General features: G+C 60.1%; 18 protein-coding genes. 9 read left to right on the forward strand and 9 right to left on the reverse strand.

Going from position 1 to position 20787, the window contains the following annotated elements; all coding sequences use genetic code 11:
- The first annotated feature begins 2 nt into the window (after window positions 1–2).
- Genes ACR9Y6_RS11245 through ACR9Y6_RS11260 form a run of 4 tightly spaced genes read left to right on the forward strand, consistent with a single transcriptional unit; the run spans window position 3 to window position 4810 of the window.
- Window positions 3–947, forward strand: coding sequence for an NAD-dependent epimerase/dehydratase family protein (locus ACR9Y6_RS11245; RefSeq protein ID WP_481281350.1), 945 nt, complete (start codon window positions 3–5; stop codon window positions 945–947).
- 24 nt (window positions 948–971) lie between these two features.
- A complete protein-coding gene (locus ACR9Y6_RS11250; RefSeq protein ID WP_481281351.1) occupies window positions 972–2270 on the forward strand; it encodes an NAD(P)/FAD-dependent oxidoreductase in 1299 nt (432 codons plus the stop codon).
- A complete protein-coding gene (locus tag ACR9Y6_RS11255; protein WP_481281352.1) occupies window positions 2267–2695 on the forward strand; it encodes a GtrA family protein in 429 nt (142 codons plus the stop codon). The genes ACR9Y6_RS11250 and ACR9Y6_RS11255 overlap by 4 nt, the downstream gene beginning before the upstream one ends.
- 24 nt (window positions 2696–2719) lie before the next feature.
- A complete protein-coding gene (locus tag ACR9Y6_RS11260) occupies window positions 2720–4810 on the forward strand; it encodes a hypothetical protein (RefSeq protein ID WP_481281353.1) in 2091 nt (696 codons plus the stop codon).
- A gap of 9 nt (window positions 4811–4819) precedes the next feature.
- Here ACR9Y6_RS11260 and ACR9Y6_RS11265 read toward each other — a convergent pair whose 3' ends face one another.
- From ACR9Y6_RS11265 to ACR9Y6_RS11300, 8 genes are all read right to left on the reverse strand, one after another.
- Window positions 4820–6049, reverse strand: a complete 1230-nt coding sequence (locus ACR9Y6_RS11265) for a hypothetical protein (RefSeq protein ID WP_481281354.1) — start codon at window positions 6047–6049, stop codon at window positions 4820–4822.
- Between the two features lie 51 nt (window positions 6050–6100).
- Window positions 6101–6727 (reverse strand): class I SAM-dependent methyltransferase, encoded by a 627-nt coding sequence (locus ACR9Y6_RS11270; RefSeq protein WP_481281355.1) that lies wholly within the window; start codon window positions 6725–6727, stop codon window positions 6101–6103.
- 96 nt (window positions 6728–6823) lie between these two features.
- Window positions 6824–8083, reverse strand: coding sequence for a rhamnosyltransferase WsaF family glycosyltransferase (locus ACR9Y6_RS11275; RefSeq protein ID WP_481281356.1), 1260 nt, complete (start codon window positions 8081–8083; stop codon window positions 6824–6826).
- Window positions 8080–9969 (reverse strand): glycosyltransferase family 2 protein, encoded by a 1890-nt coding sequence (locus tag ACR9Y6_RS11280; RefSeq protein ID WP_481281357.1) that lies wholly within the window; start codon window positions 9967–9969, stop codon window positions 8080–8082. Before ACR9Y6_RS11280 ends, ACR9Y6_RS11275 begins: the two co-directional genes overlap by 4 nt.
- Before the next feature lie 11 nt (window positions 9970–9980).
- Window positions 9981–11228 (reverse strand): class I SAM-dependent methyltransferase, encoded by a 1248-nt coding sequence (locus tag ACR9Y6_RS11285; protein ID WP_481281358.1) that lies wholly within the window; start codon window positions 11226–11228, stop codon window positions 9981–9983.
- On the reverse strand, window positions 11218–12528 hold the full coding sequence (locus ACR9Y6_RS11290) for an ABC transporter ATP-binding protein (RefSeq protein WP_481281359.1): 1311 nt from the start codon (window positions 12526–12528) through the stop codon (window positions 11218–11220). The genes ACR9Y6_RS11285 and ACR9Y6_RS11290 overlap by 11 nt, the downstream gene beginning before the upstream one ends.
- The gene (locus ACR9Y6_RS11295) at window positions 12426–13208 is read right to left on the reverse strand and encodes an ABC transporter permease (protein ID WP_481281360.1); all 783 of its coding nucleotides are present in this window, start codon (window positions 13206–13208) and stop codon (window positions 12426–12428) included. Before ACR9Y6_RS11295 ends, ACR9Y6_RS11290 begins: the two co-directional genes overlap by 103 nt.
- A gap of 17 nt (window positions 13209–13225) precedes the next feature.
- Window positions 13226–14389 carry a cystathionine gamma-synthase gene (locus ACR9Y6_RS11300; protein ID WP_481281361.1) on the reverse strand — a complete coding sequence of 388 codons (1164 nt, stop codon included), beginning with the start codon at window positions 14387–14389 and terminating at the stop codon, window positions 13226–13228.
- 224 nt (window positions 14390–14613) lie between these two features.
- On the opposite strand from ACR9Y6_RS11300, the gene rfbB reads away from it, so the two are divergent.
- The 5 genes from rfbB to ACR9Y6_RS11325 are packed head-to-tail and all read left to right on the forward strand — an operon-like array spanning window position 14614 to window position 19441.
- Window positions 14614–15663: a dTDP-glucose 4,6-dehydratase gene (rfbB, locus tag ACR9Y6_RS11305; protein ID WP_481281362.1), complete on the forward strand. Its 1050-nt coding sequence runs from the start codon at window positions 14614–14616 to the stop codon at window positions 15661–15663.
- Window positions 15660–16544 (forward strand): glucose-1-phosphate thymidylyltransferase RfbA, encoded by an 885-nt coding sequence (gene rfbA / locus ACR9Y6_RS11310; protein WP_481281363.1) that lies wholly within the window; start codon window positions 15660–15662, stop codon window positions 16542–16544. Before rfbB ends, rfbA begins: the two co-directional genes overlap by 4 nt.
- On the forward strand, window positions 16541–17098 hold the full coding sequence (gene rfbC / locus ACR9Y6_RS11315) for a dTDP-4-dehydrorhamnose 3,5-epimerase (protein WP_481281364.1): 558 nt from the start codon (window positions 16541–16543) through the stop codon (window positions 17096–17098). Before rfbA ends, rfbC begins: the two co-directional genes overlap by 4 nt.
- Window positions 17095–18018 (forward strand): dTDP-4-dehydrorhamnose reductase, encoded by a 924-nt coding sequence (rfbD, locus tag ACR9Y6_RS11320; protein ID WP_481281365.1) that lies wholly within the window; start codon window positions 17095–17097, stop codon window positions 18016–18018. Before rfbC ends, rfbD begins: the two co-directional genes overlap by 4 nt.
- 7 nt (window positions 18019–18025) lie before the next feature.
- Window positions 18026–19441, forward strand: a complete 1416-nt coding sequence (locus tag ACR9Y6_RS11325; protein WP_481281366.1) for a mannose-1-phosphate guanylyltransferase/mannose-6-phosphate isomerase — start codon at window positions 18026–18028, stop codon at window positions 19439–19441.
- Here the strand turns inward: ACR9Y6_RS11325 and ACR9Y6_RS11330 are convergent.
- A complete protein-coding gene (locus ACR9Y6_RS11330) occupies window positions 19438–20781 on the reverse strand; it encodes a phosphohexomutase domain-containing protein (protein WP_481281367.1) in 1344 nt (447 codons plus the stop codon). The genes ACR9Y6_RS11325 and ACR9Y6_RS11330 overlap by 4 nt on opposite strands.
- Between the last annotated feature and the right edge of the window lie 6 nt (window positions 20782–20787).

Genomic DNA, 20787 nt, shown 5'->3' on the forward strand with positions numbered 1-20787 from the left:
CCATGGCAGACAAGAACAGCAAGATCGTCATCACCGGTGCCGCGGGACTCGTCGGCCAGAACCTTATCGTCGAGCTCAAGAGCCAGGGGTTCAGCCCGCTCGTCGCTATCGACAAGCATGCCTACAACATGGGCATTCTGCGTGAACTGCATCCGGACGTCGTCGCCATCGAGGCCGACGTAGCGGTGCCGGGCGACTGGGAGAACGCGTTCACCGGAGCGGCGTGCGTAGTCCAACTGCACGCGCAGATCACGAGCAAGTTCACAGAAGAGTTCGTCCGCAACAACATCGACGCCACGCGCATCGTGCTCGACGCGCTCAAACGTCACCAAGTGCCTTACCTGGTGCACATCAGCTCATCGGTGGTCGTGTCCGTTTCCAACGATGACTATACGAACACCAAGAAGGCCCAAGAGAAGCTGGTCGTCGAGTCGGGCATCCGCCACTGTGTGCTTCGGCCGACGCTCATGTTCGGCTGGTTCGATCCCAAGCACTTTGGCTGGCTGTCACGATTCATGGCAAAAACCCCAGTGTTCCCGATCCCCGGCGACGGTCGCTACATGCGCCAGCCTCTCTACGAACGCGACTTCTGCCGCTGCATCGCGGATTGCATCGTGCGCGAACGCAATGGGGAGGTGTACGACGTGGTCGGCGATACCCGCATCGACTATGTTGACATCATCCATACGATCAAGCGGGCGAAGGGACTGAAGACCTTCATCTTGCACATTCCGTATGGGCTATTTGGCTTCCTGCTTCGCGTATTCGCACTATTCAGTGGCAAGCCGCCGTTTACTGAGAGCCAGCTCAAAGCGCTAAGCGCGGGCGATGACTTCAAGGGCGTCGACACGGAAGCCGTGTTTGGAGTGAAGCAGACGCCATTTGCCGATGCTGTTCGTGAAAGCTATTGCGACCCCCGTTATTCCGTCATTGTCCTGAAGCGCTGACGCGCGACCACCGGATCGTTCACCATGACCCAGCCACAACGCATCGCCGTCCTTGGCGCAGGCCCGATGGGTCTTGCTGTCGCCTATCAACTAGCCCGCGACGGGCACCACCCCGTGGTGTTCGAAGCCGACGACCGAGTGGGTGGGATGACTGCGTGCTTCGATTTCGACGGCCTGAGCATTGAACGCTACTACCACTTCCACTGTATTTCGGATTCAGGCTTCCTCACCATGCTGGACGAGCTTGGCCTCGCCAACCGCATGCACTGGACCGAAACGAAGATGGGCTACTGGTACAACAAGCGACTGCAGCCTTGGGGTAACCCGATTGCTTTGCTGAAGTTCAAAGGACTGGGTATGGTGGCCAAAGTCCGCTACGGGCTGCACGCCTTCCTGTCCACGAAGCGCAAGCGCGAGGACTGGCGTCCTCTCGACCATGTCGAGGCTACCAGCTGGATTCGCCGCTGGGTTGGCGAAGAGGCCTGGCGCGTGTTGTGGCAGCGCCTTTTCGATTACAAGTTTTACGACTACAGTGACAACTTGTCGGCCGCATGGATCTGGAGCCGCATTCGCCGTATTGGCACTTCGCGCTACGACTTGTTTCGAGAAAAGTTAGGCTATCTCGAAGGTGGTTCCGACACACTGCTCAACGGTATGAAGGCGTGGATCGAAAGCAACGGCGGCGAGATCCGGCTCTCAACGCCGGTGCGCAAGGTCGTCATCGAGGGTGGCGCGGTCAGGGGGCTAGAGACGGTCAACGGCACTGAATCATTTGATAAGGTCATCAGCACCGTTCCGCTGCCGTTTGTCCCGCGCCTGATGCCGGACCTTCCGAGCGATATTCGCGAGAAGTTCTCCGCACTGAAAAATGTTGCCGTCGTCTGCGTCATCGCAAAGTTGAAAAGGCAGGTCACCGAGAACTTCTGGCTCAATACGAACGACGACGACATGGATATCCCGGGCCTGGTGGAATACACCAACCTGCGCCCCCTCGATCATCATGTGGTGTACGTCCCGTTCTATATGCCCGGAGAACATCCAAAGTACGGCGACGCCGACGAAGTGTTCACGGGGAAGGTGCGCCGCTACCTCAAGATGATCAATCCGTCCCTGACTGACGACGACTTCATTGATATCCGCGCCAACCGTTACCGCTATGCACAACCGATCTGCCCACCCGGGTACCTGGACAGCATTCCCTCGAGAAAGCTACCCATCGACGGTCTGTGGGTGGCCGATACGTCGCACTACTACCCAGAAGACCGCGGCATCTCCGAGAGCATCGATTTTGGCCGAATGATGGCTCGCGAGGCGGTGTCGTGACTGCCGGCACGGCAGCGTCTCCCAAGAGCAAGTCCCGGGTGAGTCAACAGTTCCTGCTATTCGTACTGGTAGGTGGGACCGCGGCGGCTGTGAACTTCAGTTCCCGCATCGTCTTTAGCCTCTGGCTTAGCTATGCGGTCGCGATCGTCGTGGCTTACCTTCTGGGCATGACGACGGCCTTCTGCCTGAACCGCCTGTTCGTCTTCCGCGAGACCACAACGCCGCTACGCCATCAGGCGATATGGTTCATCATCGTAAACCTGTTTGCCGTGGCGCAGACGCTTGTCATCAGCCTGCTGCTGGCGCGCTGGCTTCTCCCGGTGCTGGGATGGACGTGGCAACTGGAACTGTGCGCTCACGCAGTCGGCGTCGCCGTCCCGGTCTTCACGAGCTATTTTGGCCACAAGTACCTCTCCTTTCGTTGACTCTTCCAGAGCACGCCCCACACCATGATGATGAGGAACTCCTCCGACGGCAAAGTCCATGTCCGCCGCGTAGCGCACTGGCTTGCCCTCGTACTCGGCGCATCTATAGTCGCGATGGCTCTATTCGGTGTCATCAGAGCCTATTCCCCGGTGCCCTTCTGGGACATGTGGGACGGCTACATCGGCTTCTTCTACCGCGTCCAAGACAGTGTGCCCCAGGCATGGTGGGGCCAGCACAACGAGCATCGAATCTTCCTGTCGAGACTGCTGTTCTGGGCTGACCTTCACTGGTTCCGTGGACAGGGAATCTCCCTGCTTGTCGTCAACGCATCGCTCGCCGCATGCACAGGCATTCTTTTCTGTCGCGCGGCGCGCTGGGCACTTCGGGGAACCGCAGGAGAGTCGTCCGCACCCCTGATATACGCGCTGTTCCTGGCGATGGCCTTTTTCTGGAGTCAGGAGAACAACCTGACGTGGGGGTTCCAGAGCCAGTTCCTGCTTGCCCAGTTGCTGCCGGCAACGGCGCTCTACTGCCTTGCTCGCTCGCAGTGCTCCGAGTCCTATGGCACTCCATGGTTCCTTGTAGGCGTGGTCCTGGGCATAGCGTCAGCAGGCACGATGGCCAATGGCACCCTCGCACTCCCAGCCATGCTCGTCTTCGCCATAGCTGCCGGACTTTCGTGGCGACATATCACTTTCCTGGCCGTCCTTGCCTGCGCGACGCTCGCAGCCTATTTCCAAAGCTATGTCGCCGTTGGCAACGTTCCGCTGTCGAGCGTGCTTCTGACCAAGCCTGCCGAAGTCACGAAGTTCATGCTCATGTACCTGGGCAGCCCGGTCTATTTCGCACTAATGCATGTGAAAGGTGCCGGCGTGGCAGCGATGGTTGCCGGTGCCTCGCTCATCGCCATCGCCGCGTTGCGTACCATAGCAATCTGGCGGGTGCGCAGACAGCATCCGCTCGAACTAGCCATGTTGGCCTTCCTTCTGTATATCGACATGACCGCCTGTGGCACAGCGCTCGGGCGGGTAACGGGTGGACTGGCGCAAGCATTGTCCAGCCGCTATACCACGCCAGCGATCATGGCGTGGATGGCAACTATCATCCTTGGCCTGCCATGGATTATCACCCGACCGCGTCGGCTCGTATGGGCCAGCGCCACTGCCATAGCGCTGTTGATTGCCATGGTGCCGTACCAACGAACGGCACTCTCACCACGCGGGAAAATGCGATTCGACCGTATGGTAGCGGCCTCTGCCCTGACCCTTGGAGTGCGCGACGAGCTTATCATCGGACAGGTATTCCCGTTTACTGACATGGCTCTATCGTTGGCGGACCGCGCGCAGCGCGACCGTATCTCCGTATTCGGCAGTGAACCGCTCGTTGGCGCGCGCGACCGCATAGGCACGAGCGAGGTATTCGAAGGCGCGGCTTGCGAAGGGCACGTCGAGGTGGCAGACGTAGCAGCCCTGAACCGCTTTGCCTTGCGAGTATCTGGGTGGGTGGTTGGCCCGGCGCGCGATGCGCCGGATCGAATCGACATCGTCGATACCCGTGGGCACGTCGTCGGGCTCGCCGTCGACGGTCAGCCCCGCCGCCAGGGTGACGGCTTCATGGGCTATCTGGTTACGAAACCTGCGCCTGGAGATCTCACGTTTGTGCTGCGGGGCGCTGCCTGCCAGTTCAATGCTAAGCTGCCACTCGCCGTTTCCACGGTACTTGAAGCACCGCACGTAGCTCTCGGGTTAGTACCGAGCCAGCGCACCGTGGGACCGAATACATTTCTCGGCACCGATATCGACCACAGCCATTTCGATGGCTTGGACGTCGCCGGCTCAATGAAGACATCGGACCGAGACACAGGCGCCGTGCGTTTGACGGTGCGTCGCGGCGAGTTTATCTATTACCGGACCGGACCGACACCTGGACGTCAAACCGTCTCGATTCCTGGCATGTTCGACGAACGCCCGCTACCGCTGGCGGTGGAGTGGCATCGTCTCGCCTTGGACGATCCCCGACTGCCAGAAACCTTTGATGTGGTAATCACGGATCATGGTGACGGGTGGGGCGAATGGTCGGCCATCGCGACGGCATCAGCACCCGCGCCCCCCTGACGTAGCCTCCTACTTGAGCAAGCTACGATTCACCAGCGACTGGCATTGCACGCCAGTTAACGGTACGTGCCATGCGATCTCCTTCGGCCCTGCGAATTGCACGGGGAACTGGTAAGTGCCGGTTCCTTCCGCAATACAGCGTTTCAGCTCACCTCGCCAGTGGAAGGTGTCGTACTCAAGTCGGCCGTGCATTGCGAACTGCGATAGTGCCAAGAGGAGAACGACGCCGATGAAGGCACGGAATCGAACGCCTGTCTCGCCGTACATGTACAGCAGCGCCCACACCAAGAAAATGAAGGGGTAAAAGAAGTAGCGCGGTCCAGCCAGCACCGGGTGCATTACCTCTACGGGGACACGACTGATCGCAGCGAGAACACCCGCACACAAGCCGCCGCCGAGTAACACGAAGTACGTGTCGTTCCACTTTCGCCGCGTGATGGCGAAGTAGACGCCAGCAGCGATGATCGAGGCACCCAGCAAGAACAGGACGATTACAGGCGGCCGTTCGGTGGACAGGACGAAGTGCCCGAAAAATCGCACCACCACCTGCACGCCGTCGAAATGCCGTTTGCCGAACCCCACCGGCACACTCGCTGTCGCGACCATAATGCACTGGATGGCCGCAACCAGGACGCCCACGCCAAACACGATCCAGTCGGCGCGCTTACGCTCACGAGCCGCCCGATAACCTAAAAATACAGCAATGGGCAGCGCCATGGGTGACGATAGTCCGCCGAACACGACGAGAAAACTTCGCCAAAGCGTTCGCGGATTTTCGCCTTCTCGCCAGAAGAGCGCCACGAAGCTCCAAAGGGTACCCCACCAGAATGCGTACTCGGAAACAGCGAACACTTCGGGCTGCGTAGGAATTAACGCGATCGCAATGGCCGCTAGCTTCGGATAGCGGAGGTGAGTTGGGCTGTACGCCACCAGACAGATCGTGCCGATCTCGAAGATCAGCGTGAGCCAGTAGGCGATAGCTGCCGAGTGCGACGCGGAAAGACTGATCGCGGTAAGGAAGATCAGCTTCGCGGGAAGGACGATATAACCGGCCACGGGGTCCCAGAGCGAACGCCACCCCATAGCCAGGTAAGCCGGAAGCGAAATCGTCCCCTCCTCGACCCATATATACGGATGGTGCAACTCAACAGGGCGCCGCCACATGAATACGAGGGCGGCAAGCACGATTAGCGCCGGAAGCGACGTCGCCCATCGCCGGACAAGCAGCTGCATCTTCATCTAGTATGCTCCCCCCGACTGCGCTTCATGCTGAGCGCGTCGTCGTACGTCTCAAATCTTTGGCTCGATCAGAGGCGACCGGCCGGCAACGGAGTAAGCGCGGACCTGGCCCTGGGGGCCTGGAGCCCGCGGCGCGTCCTTCTTCACTCGAAGAAAGACCCCCCACTCCAACGCGACATTGAACATGTGCGTAAGCGCAAAGTCCAGCGATACTTTCAGTTTCCGCAGGCCGTCGAGGATATCGGGATGAAGGTTGTAGTGGCTTCGTTCCCACCGGAAATAACCGTGGCTATCACCGAGATAGAAGCGGTCATACTCAAAACAGATGTGCTTGAACGAGGTTTCACTGAAGAACGTGTAGTGGCCGAAAAGAAGGCCATCGTCACTCTTGCCATACGGCGTCCAGATTTCGATGGTTGCGTCGTGCCGACAGACCCGGAGCAGTTCACGGAACACTTCCGGATACCGGGTAATGTGCTCGAACGAATGGCTGGAATAGACGTAGTCGATTGAATCCGTCGCGAATGGGAGCGGGTTGCTCTCGTAGTCCAATACTAGGTCGACGCCGGGCGCATCAATAATATCGATGCCAAAGAACCCTTCCCGCTTGTTACTACCGCACCCGAGTTCCAGCTTCGTGACGGACGCGTGCGGCTGCGTGTTCTCGTGCATGTTCATGAGCTCTCCAGTTCATAGGCAAGACCGACGAAACAACCTTTCCGGATGTTAGCAGACGCAGATTACCTTGGCTGGCGAAAGCCGTTGCCAGTCGTTTTAGTCCGTATCGAGAGCTTGGACAGCCAGTGCGGCCAGTGGCGAAAACGCCGGTTCGCCTAGAAACGCATGGTCTGCCGGCATAATCCAGCCAGGCGCCATCGCACGGCTCTCCCAGGCATCGCAAGCTGAACTGAGCGCAGCCGCGATCGCCTCGGGAGTCATCTCGCCAACCGATCGAATCGTTGGCGCGAAGGGCGTGAGCTCCTTGTTCGCGAAGCGGTTCGTAACGACCTCCATACCAAAAGCCGACATCTCGAGGGGTGGATAGCTAGGATGAGGTGACACCATCAACGACAGGCCAATGGAGGAAGTGCGGAGCAATTCGGCATAGCTTTCGATGTCCAGCTTGCCCAGCGCACGCACGGTCAGGGAGCCGAGATCGACGTCGTCGATGAGCTCGCCGGGCGCAACCACCTCCCACTCTTTCGCGCGCGAATCATTCCAGCCCCATGTGCGAAGCGCCTCGCAAATCAAGGGGAACGCATTCCGCGGCGTTGAGGGACGTCCATAAACCACGATACGCCGGGCACGCGGCACGCGCTCCGTGCGTGCCGCGTACAGGGCCGCACGCAAGCCATCATTGATCGTCGGCTCGAAGATGACACTCCGGTCGTATCCGATGCCTTGTGTTGCGAAGTACTCCGCAAGCAGCGAGGTATTGAAAATACCTACGTCACGCGAGGGACGATACGACGCCAACGCCAGCGCCGACTGGCTCGACCACGGATAGAACCCGGGCTCGAAGTCTTGGATCATGTACGCCAACCGGCCCTCGACTCCGTACGTGTGGCCCTGCCATGCGGCCATGCGCTGCGCCCCGTGCGCTGTCCACCACGCAGTGGCTAACCACTGGTCATCCCGACCAACGGGCAAGGTCTCGCCGTAGCGATCACTAAAGGCAACGACCTGGGCCAGGGCGTCGGAATCGTCCGATGCGACCACGGACTGGTAGCGAGAAAACCGGGAGAGTGCCGCCTGATCGGGGGGCGAATCAGTCAGGATGATACGCCGTGCTTCGAAGTGCGAAGCCATGGCGTCAAACATCTGCATCGCGGTGTGAATGCCCCCGAAGTAGTGCTGAGCACGGATCGACGGCACGAGAAGGTTAAGACGACGCGGCCGGAACGCCGACACACGTGGAGTCATCGGGGTGGTCTCGTACACATGCGTCGCCGGCGGCGTGCTGGCGGCGCCATCGGCAAAACGCAACATGCCGCGCGCGACGCGACGTGCCGCACGCTGGAACAGGTCAGTCATGCACTTCTCCGGAACGCAGGTACCGGCGACATCGAGTCGAGGTTTCGACTGAAGTACGGATCGCCGTCCTCGCGGTATGGCGAATAGGCACGCGCCGAGAGCACGAAATCGTTCTCGGGGATCGCGCGAGGATCGCGCGTCTTGGATTCGTGGTGAACGAGACGGGCCTCGGGCAAGTAGACATTGAGCAGGCCAGCGTGGAAGGCCCTGAGACAGATTTCCACGTCGCTGCCGCATACAATGAACGCTTCATCGAAACCGCCAAGCCTTGCGAATGTCGAACGCGCGATCGCCATGCAAGCGCCGGTCACGGCAAGAACGTTACGACGTATCACGGGAGACACATACAGCATCTGCGCATGGACCGGCTCGAGTGCCTTGAATACGTGGTCGGCCCAGCCACCCATGCCCACGACGACGCCTGCATGCTGGATGGTACAGTCCGGATAGAGCAATAACGGACCCACAACGCCGACGTCGGGACGCAGCGCGTTCTCGCAAAGCCGGCGTAACCAGTCTTCGTCAAGCACTTCGGTATCGTTGTTCAGGAATACCAATACCTCGCCGCGGGCGTCCACCGCGGCGAGATTATTGAGATGCGACCAGTTGAAGGGCACAGGTGCGTCGATGACGCGGACGTCCCCTGACTGGCTACGACGTGCGAGCCACTCGTGAGTCTCGGGATGCACGGACCCGTTGTCGACCACGAGGATCTCGTAGCGCGCATAACGTGTGCGCTCGATGATGCTATTTACGCAAGTCTCGAGGAGGTCGACACCGTCTCGTGTGGGAATGATGATGCTTGCGAGCGGCTCATCGTCCGCGAATGGATAGCGGACGTCATAGCAGAATGTGCCAACGCCATCCGTAGCTCGGGCACCCGGAACATGGTGATCGAGATAGTCCTGGATTGCGAGCACGCCCGCAACGTGTGCATAGGGCTTTGAATCCACGTTGGATGACGTGGATCCACTGTGCTGGCGCCAATGGTAAAGCACCTTGGGAACGTGGCCCACTCGTGCTTGCGCCCCCATGCAACGCAGCATCAAGTCGTAGTCCTGAGCGCCGTCGAATTGCGGCCGCAAGGATCCGACGCGATCCAGCATCCGCTTGTCGAATGCAACGAGATGGCCCATGTACATCTGCGACAACAACAGGTCAGGGCTGAACGCGGGCTTGAAGAACGGGAAGCGACGGCGACCGTCCTCGCCCAGTGCGTCATGGTCGGTGTAAACGACATCGACGTCGCCGGCATCAAAACGCGCCATCACCTCCCCCAGGGCATCGACGTGGAGAACATCGTCGTGATCGAGGAACGTGATGATCTCTCCACGCGCCATGGCGAGGGCATCGTTGCTCGCGTTGGATATCCCGCCGCGGTCCGTCCGGTAGGTCACCCTGATGCGGGAGTCGTTATCCGAATAGGCATCAAGTAGTGCGCGGACGTGTGGCTCGGTCGATGCATCGTCGGCAATGCATAGCTCCCAATACGGGTAGCTTTGACCCCGTACACTGGCTACCACCTCTTCCAGGAAGAGCACCGGCGTGTTGCACGTGGGCATGACGATACTCACCAGCCGTTGTGACGATCCGGCAATGTAAGGAAAACGCGACGCATCGTCCTCGATCCACGCTTCGTAGGTCGATAAGCCGGAATCGGAACGCACCTCAAAATGCTCCTCGATCACTCGAGCGCGCGAGGACAGGGCAATAATTCGACGGGCGAAGGGACGCGGCCCCTCGGCCAGTCTCCGCAGGACGAGCCCGAACATTGCGGGGATGCTCAGCCCTGAGCGCCGGGCGAACTGGAAGGCACTCACAGAGGCCTGTACCAACGCACGAAGTCGCGTCACAAGGCTTGGTCGCTGAAGCGAGGATTTAGTCATCAAGGCCTCCGTCAGCCGACGAAATGGTAAACCAGCGCAGCGGTTGCCGCGACAGCGAGGAACAGGCTGGAAATCCAAAGGACAAAGCGCTGCCGACGTTCAAATGTATGTACACGGTCAGTGAGTATTTCGCGATGGGCGTTGCACCTCGCCAGGTCCTGCCTCAGCTCATCGTTATAATCTCGCAAGCTGTCGGCGACCGATATCAGCTGACCCGATGACAGCGCAAGCTCGATGGTTCGTTCCTCGCTGCGACGGAGCGCATCGTCGCGCTCTGCAAGAATGGCGTCGCGCTCGGCGATCACCGACGCATGAAGTTCCGCTGTCGCTTTCGCTACCTGTTCCGCCTCGCCACGTTCGGCGTGGAGCGTTTCTTCAAGGCCACGAACTACTAAGGCCGTATTGCTCCATTCCTGTTCCGCGCGCGCGAGACGTTCGACGACAGGACGCAAATGCCCGGGAAGAGCCGCGAAGACGCGTTTGATCGACTCCTCAGGAGGAGCATTCAGAAAATGGGAGGCCGATAAAGCCTCGTAGTCCGCTTCGGAGCGGACAGCAACGAAAAACTCGCGATATGCGTGGTTCGAGCGATCTCCGGCGAACACGCGCTCGTTGTAAAGTCGGTCGGCACTGGCCACGAGTTCGGCAAGTTCCGGCACCGCCTCTTTCACGAAGTGAGCGCTCATCATTCCTGTCCAGACGGATACGTCACCCTGACCAAAGCGAATGACCCGCATTCCGGCGTCGCGCAACGCGTCCTCGACCACTACCGGGTCGACGAGGCCGAATTCTTTGTGCTCTTCCAGCCATGGGTATGCCGTACCGAAATGGCGCTCCCATACCGTATTTGCCTCTGCCTCTGCCGCGTGCACCCAGGCATGGTCGAGCGGACAGCCAATGATAACCGCGCGGGCCGCTGTGCGGGCCATCTCGCTCGTTGCCTGGCGGCGCAGTTCAGGGGGAATGTGCTCCATCACATCGAGCGACACGACGATGTCGAACTCGCGGTCCACGAACGGAAGCTGAGTCGCATCGGCTTGTACGAAGACGTCTTCGCCGCCCTCGACCGGATCCTGCGGTTCGAGGTCACTAAATACGAAGCGCGCGCCAGGCATGAAGTCTTTGAGTATCCGCTGCCGGTTGGCACCTACTTCGAGCACCGTACGCACCGGATCGCCACCCAGGGATTCCACGACGGACGATGCGGCCCCGTAGCGCTGGAAATGATCGAACGGAAGGCTGGTGAGCTCAGATTTCATGGATCTTCCATTCGTGCGGGATGTACACGACGCCCTCGCTGAAATAAGGCGCCGCGACGGTCACGCGGGCTACATCGCCGAGATAGTCCAGACACACAAGGCCTTTGTCGGTAAACAGGCCCACGTCGATCTGGTACGTGCCACTCAGCAATGGCATTGAGGGAATATGGTAAGTCAGTCGGTGCGAGCCACGGTCCGTCGGGATGTGGACACGTTCCAAGTGTGTATTGGGTCCGAAGATGTGCAGTCCGTCTAGCCCTTTGATCGCGACACCCACCAGAAGGCCGCTGATGGACTCATCTCGGACCTGATACGTAACATCAACCGACAATGGCTCGAACGGGCTCATGAAATCGGTGGACGCAGACACGGTCTCGAGGAACGCAGGCGCCGACGTATTGTGGGTCAGCTGTTCGCGCGGCACCGCATCCGCAGGCTCGGAAAGTCCTAGTTCGTGGTCGCGGAACTGATCCGCCACGAAGGCTGCGTCTCCACGCAGCTTGACCTTGCCGGCTTCCAGCCATACCGCCGTCTGGCAGAACCGCTTTACCTGTTCCAAGGAATGCGAAACGAAAAGGATTGTGGCTCCGCGTGCGCGCAGCACTTCGATGCGCGCGAGGCACTTCATCTGGAAACGAATGTCGCCGACAGATAACGCCTCGTCAATGATGAGCACGTCGGGTTCTGTATGAATGGCCACCGCGAAGGCGAGGCGCACATACATGCCGCTTGAATAGGTCTTGACCGGCCTGTCGAAGAAATCGCCGATATCCGCGAACGCGCGAATGTCGTCAAGACGGCTGTCGATCTCTTCGCGCGACAAGCCCAGGAGCGACGCATTGAGATACACATTCTCGCGTCCGTTGAAATCCGGGTTGAAGCCGGCACCCAGCTCTAACAGTGCAGCGAATCGACCATTAATGGATACGCTACCCGAACTGGGATTAACCGTGCCGCAGAGTATTTGTAGGAGCGTTGACTTGCCTGCTCCATTGCGTCCGATAATTCCCATTGTTTCGCCGCGAGGCACATCGAAGGAAATGCCGTCGAGCGCGCGGAACCGACGAACCTTCGCCTCTCTACTCGGCCGGATGAGGCTGGCAAGGCGATCGCGGGGACTACCGTAGACCGGATAGTCCTTGACGACGTCCTGGACAGAAATCGCCAACTCGCCATCATGAAATGTGCGTACATCTTTCATAGGACGTCCGAGAAACCGCGTGAAAGGCGACGGAACACAAAATATCCCATCCAGGCGAAAGCACACGAAACCACGAAGTGCTCTGTCAAACCGGCCCATTCCGGGGCTTGACCCTGGACCGTCACGGCACGCAAGGCACCCATGGGCAGAACGAGCGGATTGAAATCCACCAGCGCCCGTAGCTGCTCAGGGATTGCAGTCGGAGGAAAGAAAATGGGACTAACGAAAAGCATTACGCTCGAAATAATACCTGTGAACTGCGCGATGTCGCGTAGGTACACACCCAGCGCAGACATCAGCCACGCAATCCCCAGCAACATCGGTATTAGCTCAGCCAGGATAAGCGGCGAGACGATTACCCAACCGTTAGGCCAGGCACCACTGACGCACTGTGCAATGATCAGAATAGCCAGACCGACAAGGGCCGTCACGTAAGCTGCGGCAACGCGCACCACCGCCAGAATTCCGACTGGAAAGACGACTTTCTTGACGTAGTTGGGCTGGGACGAGATCAACGATGGAGCAGTCACCAGCACGTCCGAAAAGAACGTGAAGACAATCAGCCCGGCAAACAGGACCAAGGCGAAACCCGACGTCGTGGCGGCACCAGTCCACTTGACTTTGAAGATGCCGCTGAAGACAAGCGTGTACACGCCGAGCATCAGCAACGGTTGCAACACCAGCCAGATCGAGCCTAGCGCCGTCGTCCGATAACGCGATGCGAGCTCCCGGCCGAGGAGCTGCTTGAACAAGAAGATGAGATGGGCGTGCTTTTGCATGGAGTTCCAGTACGGAATTAGCTGCCCAGCGCCTGGACAATATCTGCGTACAGATCGTCGACGTCCTCGACGCCCACGCTGAGACGGACCAGGTCCGCCGTGATGCCAAGAGCTTCCCGCCTCTCCGGGGGAATCGACGCATGGGTCATAAGAGCCGGATGATTGACTAGGCTCTCGACGCCTCCAAGCGACTCCGCGAGGGTGAAAAGCTGAGTGCGCTCACAGACCCGAATAGCGGCGGCTTCACCGCCCTTCAGACGAATCGAAATCAAGCCGCCAAAGCCGGCCATCTGCCGCGCGGCCAGTGCGTGCTGCGGATGACTTTCAAGGCCCGGGTAAATCACCGCTGCAATGCCCGGGTGCCGTTCGAGTCGCCGAGCAAGCTCGAACGCATTCTCACAATGTGCCTTCATCCTCAGCGCGAGGGTTTTCAGCCCACGAAGAGCAAGAAAGCTATCGAAGGGCCCCTGAACCGCTCCTGCCGAGTTCTGAAGGAAGGCCATTCGGTCCGAAATCTCTTTCGTCGCTGAGACAACTATGCCTCCGACCATATCGGAGTGCCCGTTTAGATACTTGGTGGCTGAATGGAGGACCAGATCTGCACCCAGCTCGATCGGACGCTGCAGAATCGGAGACGCGAAGGTGTTGTCCACGACCAGGATCAGGCCGTGCTTTTTCGCAAACGCCGAGACCGCAGCGATATCCACCAGCTTCAAGGTTGGATTGGTAGGTGTTTCGACCCAGATCATCCTTGTAGCCGGGGTCAGTGCCACAGCCAGGCCATCGCCGTCGTTAAGGTCGAGATAGGTGATGGCCAGCCCAGCGGTACGCCGACGAACCCTCTCGAACAGACGGTAGGTGCCGCCGTAGAGGTCGTCCATCGCGATGATGTGCGAGCCTGCGTCCAGAAGTTCCAGGACCGTGGCCGTCGCCGCCATTCCCGACGCGAAGGCAAATCCGGCATCGCCACTTTCCAGGTCCGCGACGCATCGCTCATAGGCGAAGCGCGTGGGGTTCTGGGTCCGCGAATACTCGAATCCCGAATGTACTCCGGGACTTTCTTGGGCGTAGGTGGACGTTGCATAGATCGGGACCATGACCGCACCGGTGGTCGGGTCAGGCGCCTGTCCGGCATGGATCACCCGGGTCGCCAGCTTCTGCGCTCGCTCGCTCGTTGCCATAAGTGGTTACCGCTTTGTAGGGTAGAAACGGGCTGACCCATCGCCAATGGCGGGGCCAAGATCAACGGCGAATCATACACTGACGGAGGCCGGGGCCCCGTCCCCCAACGCCCGCAGCCCCCCAGTGAGCATGAACTTTTGTTCAGCATCCTTCCCATAAGGGGACAGCGGCACGGGTCATCCGTGACACAATACCGGTCTGAAAGGTCGACCCCAGAGGACACATGGAAACCCTGCTCGTAACCGGCGGAGCCGGCTTCATTGGCGCAAATTTCGTGCTTCAGGCCATTCAGGATGGCTTGAAGATCGTCAACCTGGACAAACTCACCTATGCGGGCAACGTCCAGACGCTCCAGCCGGTGGCGGAGAACCCCCTGCATGTGTTCGTACAGGGTGATATTGGCGACCGTGAACTGATTGCACGCTTACTGGCTGAACACCGCCCTGTTGCGGTCGTCAACTTCGCCGCCGAAAGCCACGTCGACCGTTCGATCGACGGCCCCGCCGCGTTCATCGAAACCAACGTCGTCGGCACCCTGGGCCTGCTCGAGGCCACCCGCGACTACTGGCGCGGGCTCGACGAGGCCGGCGGCAAGGCATTCCGATTCCTCCACGTTTCCACGGACGAGGTCTACGGATCGCTGGGCGCCGAGGGTTTCTTCACCGAAACCACCCCCTACGCCCCCAATTCACCGTATTCCGCGTCGAAGGCTGCGTCCGATCACCTGGTCCGCGCCTTCCACCACACCTACGGCCTCCCGGTCCTCACGACCAACTGCTCGAACAATTACGGCCCCTACCAGTTCCCTGAAAAACTGATCCCCCTGGTAATCCAGAAGGCACTGGCAGGCGAACCCCTCCCGGTCTACGGGGATGGCATGAATGTTCGCGACTGGCTCTACGTCGAAGACCACTGCAGCGCCATCCGCCGGGTTCTTGAAGCGGGCCGCGTGGGCGAAACCTATAACGTGGGCGGCAATTCCGAGCGGGCGAATATCGTGGTGGTCAAGACAATCTGCGCCATCCTGGACCAGGTCGCCCCCCTCGCCAATGGCAAGCCGCACGAAAGCCTGATCACGTTCGTTCGCGACCGCCCAGGTCACGATCGCCGCTATGCGATCGATGCAAGCAAGCTGAGGGACGAACTTGGCTGGACCCCGGCGCACACGTTCGAGAGCGGGATCCAGGCCACCGTGCAGTGGTACCTGGATAACACGCCGTGGGTGCAGGGCATCCTCGACGGCAGCTACCAACTGGAGCGACTGGGCGCATGACGACCAAAGGCATCATCCTTGCCGGTGGTTCCGGCACCCGGCTCTATCCGATCACCCAGGCAGTGAGCAAACAGCTGTTGCCGGTATACGACAAGCCCATGATCTATTACCCCCTGGCAACGCTGATGCTGGCGGGAGTCCGGGACGTCCTGGTCATCAACACCCCGCATGAACAGGCCCTGTTCCAGCGCCTGCTCGGTGATGGCAGTCAGTGGGGCATCAATATCACCTATGCCGTGCAGCCCTCCCCCGATGGCCTCGCCCAGGCCTTCATCATCGGCAAGGAGTTCATTGGCAAGGACCCGAGCTGTCTCGTACTGGGCGACAATATCTTTTACGGCGTGGGCCTGACCGAACGCATGAAGCGCGCGGCGACCCGCGAAACCGGCGCCACCGTGTTCGGCTACTTCGTGAAGGATCCGGAGCGCTACGGTGTGGCGGAGTTCGATGCCAGCGGCAAGGTCATCGGCCTTGAAGAAAAACCGGCTAAACCGAAGTCGAACTATGCCGTTACCGGTCTGTACTTCTATGACAACCGGGTCGTCGACTACGCAGCCGACCTGAAGCCGTCTGCGCGTGGGGAGCTTGAGATCACCGATCTCAACCGCTGTTATCTGGACGACCATTCGCTGCACCTCGAGCAACTCGGCCGCGGCTACGCGTGGCTCGATACCGGAACGCACGAGTCGCTGATGGAAGCCGGTGAGTACATTCAGACCATCGAAAACCGCCAGGGCCTCAAGGTCTGCTGCCCTGAGGAAATCGCCTACGTGAACAAATGGATCGATGCCGAGCAACTATTGCGCCTCGCCGAACCACTGGCCAAGACCGGTTATGGCCAATATCTGCAGAACCTGATCAAGCAGGGCTACGTCGGATGAAGTTCATCGAGACCAGCTTGCCCGGATGCGTAGTGATCGAGCCGCAGGTTTTTGGCGATTCCCGGGGCTTTTTTTACGAAAGTTACAACGAGGCGAAATTCCGCGATGCGGGCATCGACCGCAAGTTCGTCCAGTCCAATGTCTCCCGATCCGCGCGCGGCGTGCTCCGGGGCCTGCATTACCAGTGGCCCAATCCCCAAGGGAAGCTGGTCAGCGTGCTCGAAGGAGAGGTCTACGACGTCGCTGTCGACATTCGGCGAGGCTCTCCCACGTTTGGCCGGTGGGCAGGCGTGATGTTGACCGCGGAGAACCATCGACATTTCTGGATACCGGAGGGCTTCGCCCACGGCTTCTGTGTCGTGTCCGAGCACGCGACGTTCTCATATCAATGCACCGACCTTTACGACGCCAAGGCTGACGGCGGCGTTCGCTGGGACGACCCCGCCATTGGTATCGACTGGCCTGTGTCGTCGCCCTTGTTGTCTGACAAGGATGCGAAAGCCCCGCTCCTGGCCGAGGTTCCCGCAGGCAGGCTCCCGGAGTACCTGGCGTGAGAATCCTGTTGCTGGGCGCCCAGGGCCAGCTGGGGCAGACGTTCATCGCCCACGGCGGTCTCGCCGCTCGCGGTGAACTGATCGCCGCGTCCCGCGATGGGAATGTTCCCGCAGGCGCCAGGGGCGTGCAGGCCGACCTCTCCGACGAGAGCGCATTGCGAGCCGTCCTGGACGATGTAAACCCGGATCTCATCGTCAATGCGGCAGCGTATACGGCCGTGGACAAGGCGGAGACGGACGAAGCGACTGCTACGGCCGTCAACGGACAGGCCCCCGGCATCCTGGGTCGCTGGGCTGCGACAAGGGATGCGGGAGTGATCCACTATTCCACGGACTATGTCTTCCCCGGCGACGCTCGAACGCCATACGTGCCCGATGCGACCACCGGCCCGCAAGGCGCTTACGGCCGAAGCAAGCTTGCCGGCGAACTGGCGCTTCGCGCGAGCGGCGCAAACCACCTGATCCTGCGCACGGCATGGGTATATTCGACCGTGGGACACAACTTCCTGAAGACCATGTTGCGTCTCGGCCGCGAGCGCGATGAACTCAAAGTGGTTGCCGATCAACGTGGAACACCGACAACGACCACCCTTATCGTCGAAGGGAGCATCGTCGCCATCGACCGGTTTGTCGAAGAGACCAACCGCCCTGCACTCACGGGCACCTACCATCTGACCGCCAGCGGCGAGACGACGTGGCACGGCTTTGCCGAAGCGATATTCGACGAAGCCGTTACCGCAGGAGTCCTTGCGCGGCGGCCCATGGTGCATCCGATCAGCACGAGCGATTTTCCAACGCCCGCGCGCCGTCCGGCCTATTCGGTACTGGACAATCGCAGTTTTGCGGAGACATTCCGTCATGCCCTGCCGGCTTGGCGCGACGGCTTGCACGATATCGTCCACTCGCTCGCATCGCAGTGAGGCAACCATGCTGATCCCCCTCATCCTCAGCGGCGGCAGCGGCACGCGCCTCTGGCCGATCTCGCGTCGTAACCTGCCTAAACAGTTCCTCTCCCTTGCCGGGAAGGAAACGCTGTTTCAGCAGACCATTCAGCGTGCGAGCAGTCTTCCCGACGTCGCCGCGCCCATCGTCGTGGCAAGCGACGATCAGCGCTTCCTTGCGGCGGAGCAGTTGCAGGAACTCGGCGTGCAGGGCGCCAGCATCCTGCTCGAGCCGACAGCCAGGAACACGGCGCCGGCGATAGCGGTGGGTGCCTTGCAGGCCATCCAGAAGGATCCGGACGCCCTGATCCTCGTACTTCCCGCGGATCATCTGATCGGCGACAGCGTCTCCTTCGCGGACGCAGTTGCCCGAGCTCTGCCACTGGCCCAGCAGGGTTGGCTCGTTACCTTCGGCATTCGCCCTGATCGTGCCGAAACAGGATTCGGCTATATCCGCCGCGGCGAGGCACTTGAAGGTGACACCTTCCGGGTCAGCCAGTTCGTTGAGAAGCCAAAACAGGAGATCGCGGATCAGTATCTCGCCAGCGGCGAATACGACTGGAATTCCGGCATGTTCCTTTTCCGCGCATCTCGTTACCTCGACGAATTGAGCCAGTTCGCGCCGGCCATGCGACAGGCTGTGGAATCGGCTTTCGGCAAAGCGAACAAGGATCTCGATTTCATCAGGCTTGACCACGAAGCATTCGCTGCCGCACCTAGCGATTCCATAGACTATGCAGTGATGGAAAAGACGACGCGGGCTGCTGTAGTCCCCGTTACCTGTGGCTGGAGCGACATCGGTTCGTGGGACGCTCTCTGGCTTTCCGCGGAGAAAGACGCCAACGGCAATCATCTCGAAGGCGACGTCATCGCCCTCGACACACGCGGCTCCCTGGTCAGGTCTCACGACCGTCACCTGGTGGCCACGATCGGGCTCGATGATGTCGTAGTCGTCACGACGCCCGACGCCACGCTGGTCGCCCGCCGCGACGCGTCGCAGGACGTCAAGAAGGTCGTCGAACAACTGAAGGCCGCCGGCCGTACCGAGCACGACCTCCATCGCGTCGTCCACAGGCCCTGGGGCAGCTACGACTCACTGGAGTCCGGCGATCGATTCCAGGTAAAGCGCATCGTCGTCAAGCCAGGCGCCGCGCTCAGCCTGCAGATGCACCACCACCGGGCAGAGCACTGGATCGTCGTTAAAGGCGTGGCCGAAGTCACGTGCGATGACAATGTCTTCCTGCTTTCGGAAAACCAGAGCACCTACCTACCACTGGGTAGCAAGCACCGCCTTCGCAACCCGGGCAAGCTTCCTGTCGAACTGATCGAAGTGCAGTCGGGAAGCTACCTCGGGGAAGACGACATCGTTCGCTTCGACGACGTGTACGGCAGGGCGGGCTAACCCCGGATCAGCCGGGAAAGCTCGGCCGTCCGCGCAGACATGAGACTGGAATCGCCTCGCGATTCGACATTGAGGCGCAGCAATGGCTCCGTGTTCGACGAGCGTAGATTGAAGCGCCACGTTCCAAAATCGGCGCTGGTGCCGTCGATGTATTCCAGCGAAGGCGCATCTTTCTCGTAATACGCGAGGACGCGAGCCACCGCCGCCTTCGCGTCGTCCACCACGAAATTGATTTCGCCACTGCAGGGATAGGCGGCCATACGCTGGGTCAGCATGTCCGCAAGACTCATACCCGTCCGTGACAATCGCTCTGCAACGAGCAGCCAGGGAATCATGCCCGAGTCGCAATAGGCGAATTCGCGAAAGTAGTGGTGCGCGCTCATCTCACCGCCGTAGATGGCATCCTCCGTGCGCATTCGCTCCTTGATAAAGGCATGCCCGGTCTTGCTTTCGATGGCTACGCCGCCTGCCCGCTCCACCATGTCGATCGTGTTCCAGGTCAGACGCGGATCGTGGATGATCTTCGCACCTGGATGCTTTTCCAGGATCTGCGCCGCCAGCAGACCGACGATGTAATAGCCCTCGATGAACTCCCCGCGTGCATCGAACAGGAAGCAGCGATCGAAATCGCCGTCCCATGCGATGCCGAAGTCGGCTCCATGTTCGCGTACGGCATCTGCCGTGGCCGAACGGTTCTCAGGCAAGAGCGGGTTGGGAATGCCATTGGGGAAGCTGCCGTCAGGTTCGTGATTAACGCGAACGAACCGCAGTGGAAGGTGCGCTTCGAGCAGGTCGACGATCCTTCCTGCACCACCGTTACCGGCATTCACCACCACCTTCAAGGGCTTGAACGCCGCAGGATCGATGTACCCCAACAAGTGCTGGATATAGGCATTCTTGTCGTGGTCGTGGACAATGCCGCCGCGTACGTCCGATGGCTTACCAAAAGCGTCTTCTTCAACCAAGCGCTCGATGTCGCGCAGGCCGGTGTCGCCGCTGATCGGCCGCGCACCCTCGCGCACCAGCTTCATGCCGTTGTAGTCGATGGGATTGTGGCTGGCGGTGACCATGATCCCGCCGGCCACCTGGCGATGGAAGGTCTGGAAGTAGACTTCTTCCGTACCGCACAAACCGATGTCGATCACATCGCGACCTTCGTCGTTGAGTCCTCGGACGATGGCCTCCGCCAGTCCGGGGCTATCACGCCGGATGTCGAAGCCGACGACGACGGCACCCTCGCCTACAGTACGCGCAAAGGCGCGCCCCAGGCGGTACGCGATGTCGTCATTCAGTTCGTCTGGTACACGGCCGCGGATGTCGTAGGCTTTGAAACACTTCATGAGTGT

It is taken from the genome of Luteibacter sp. TLI7-4A, from assembly GCF_056754745.1.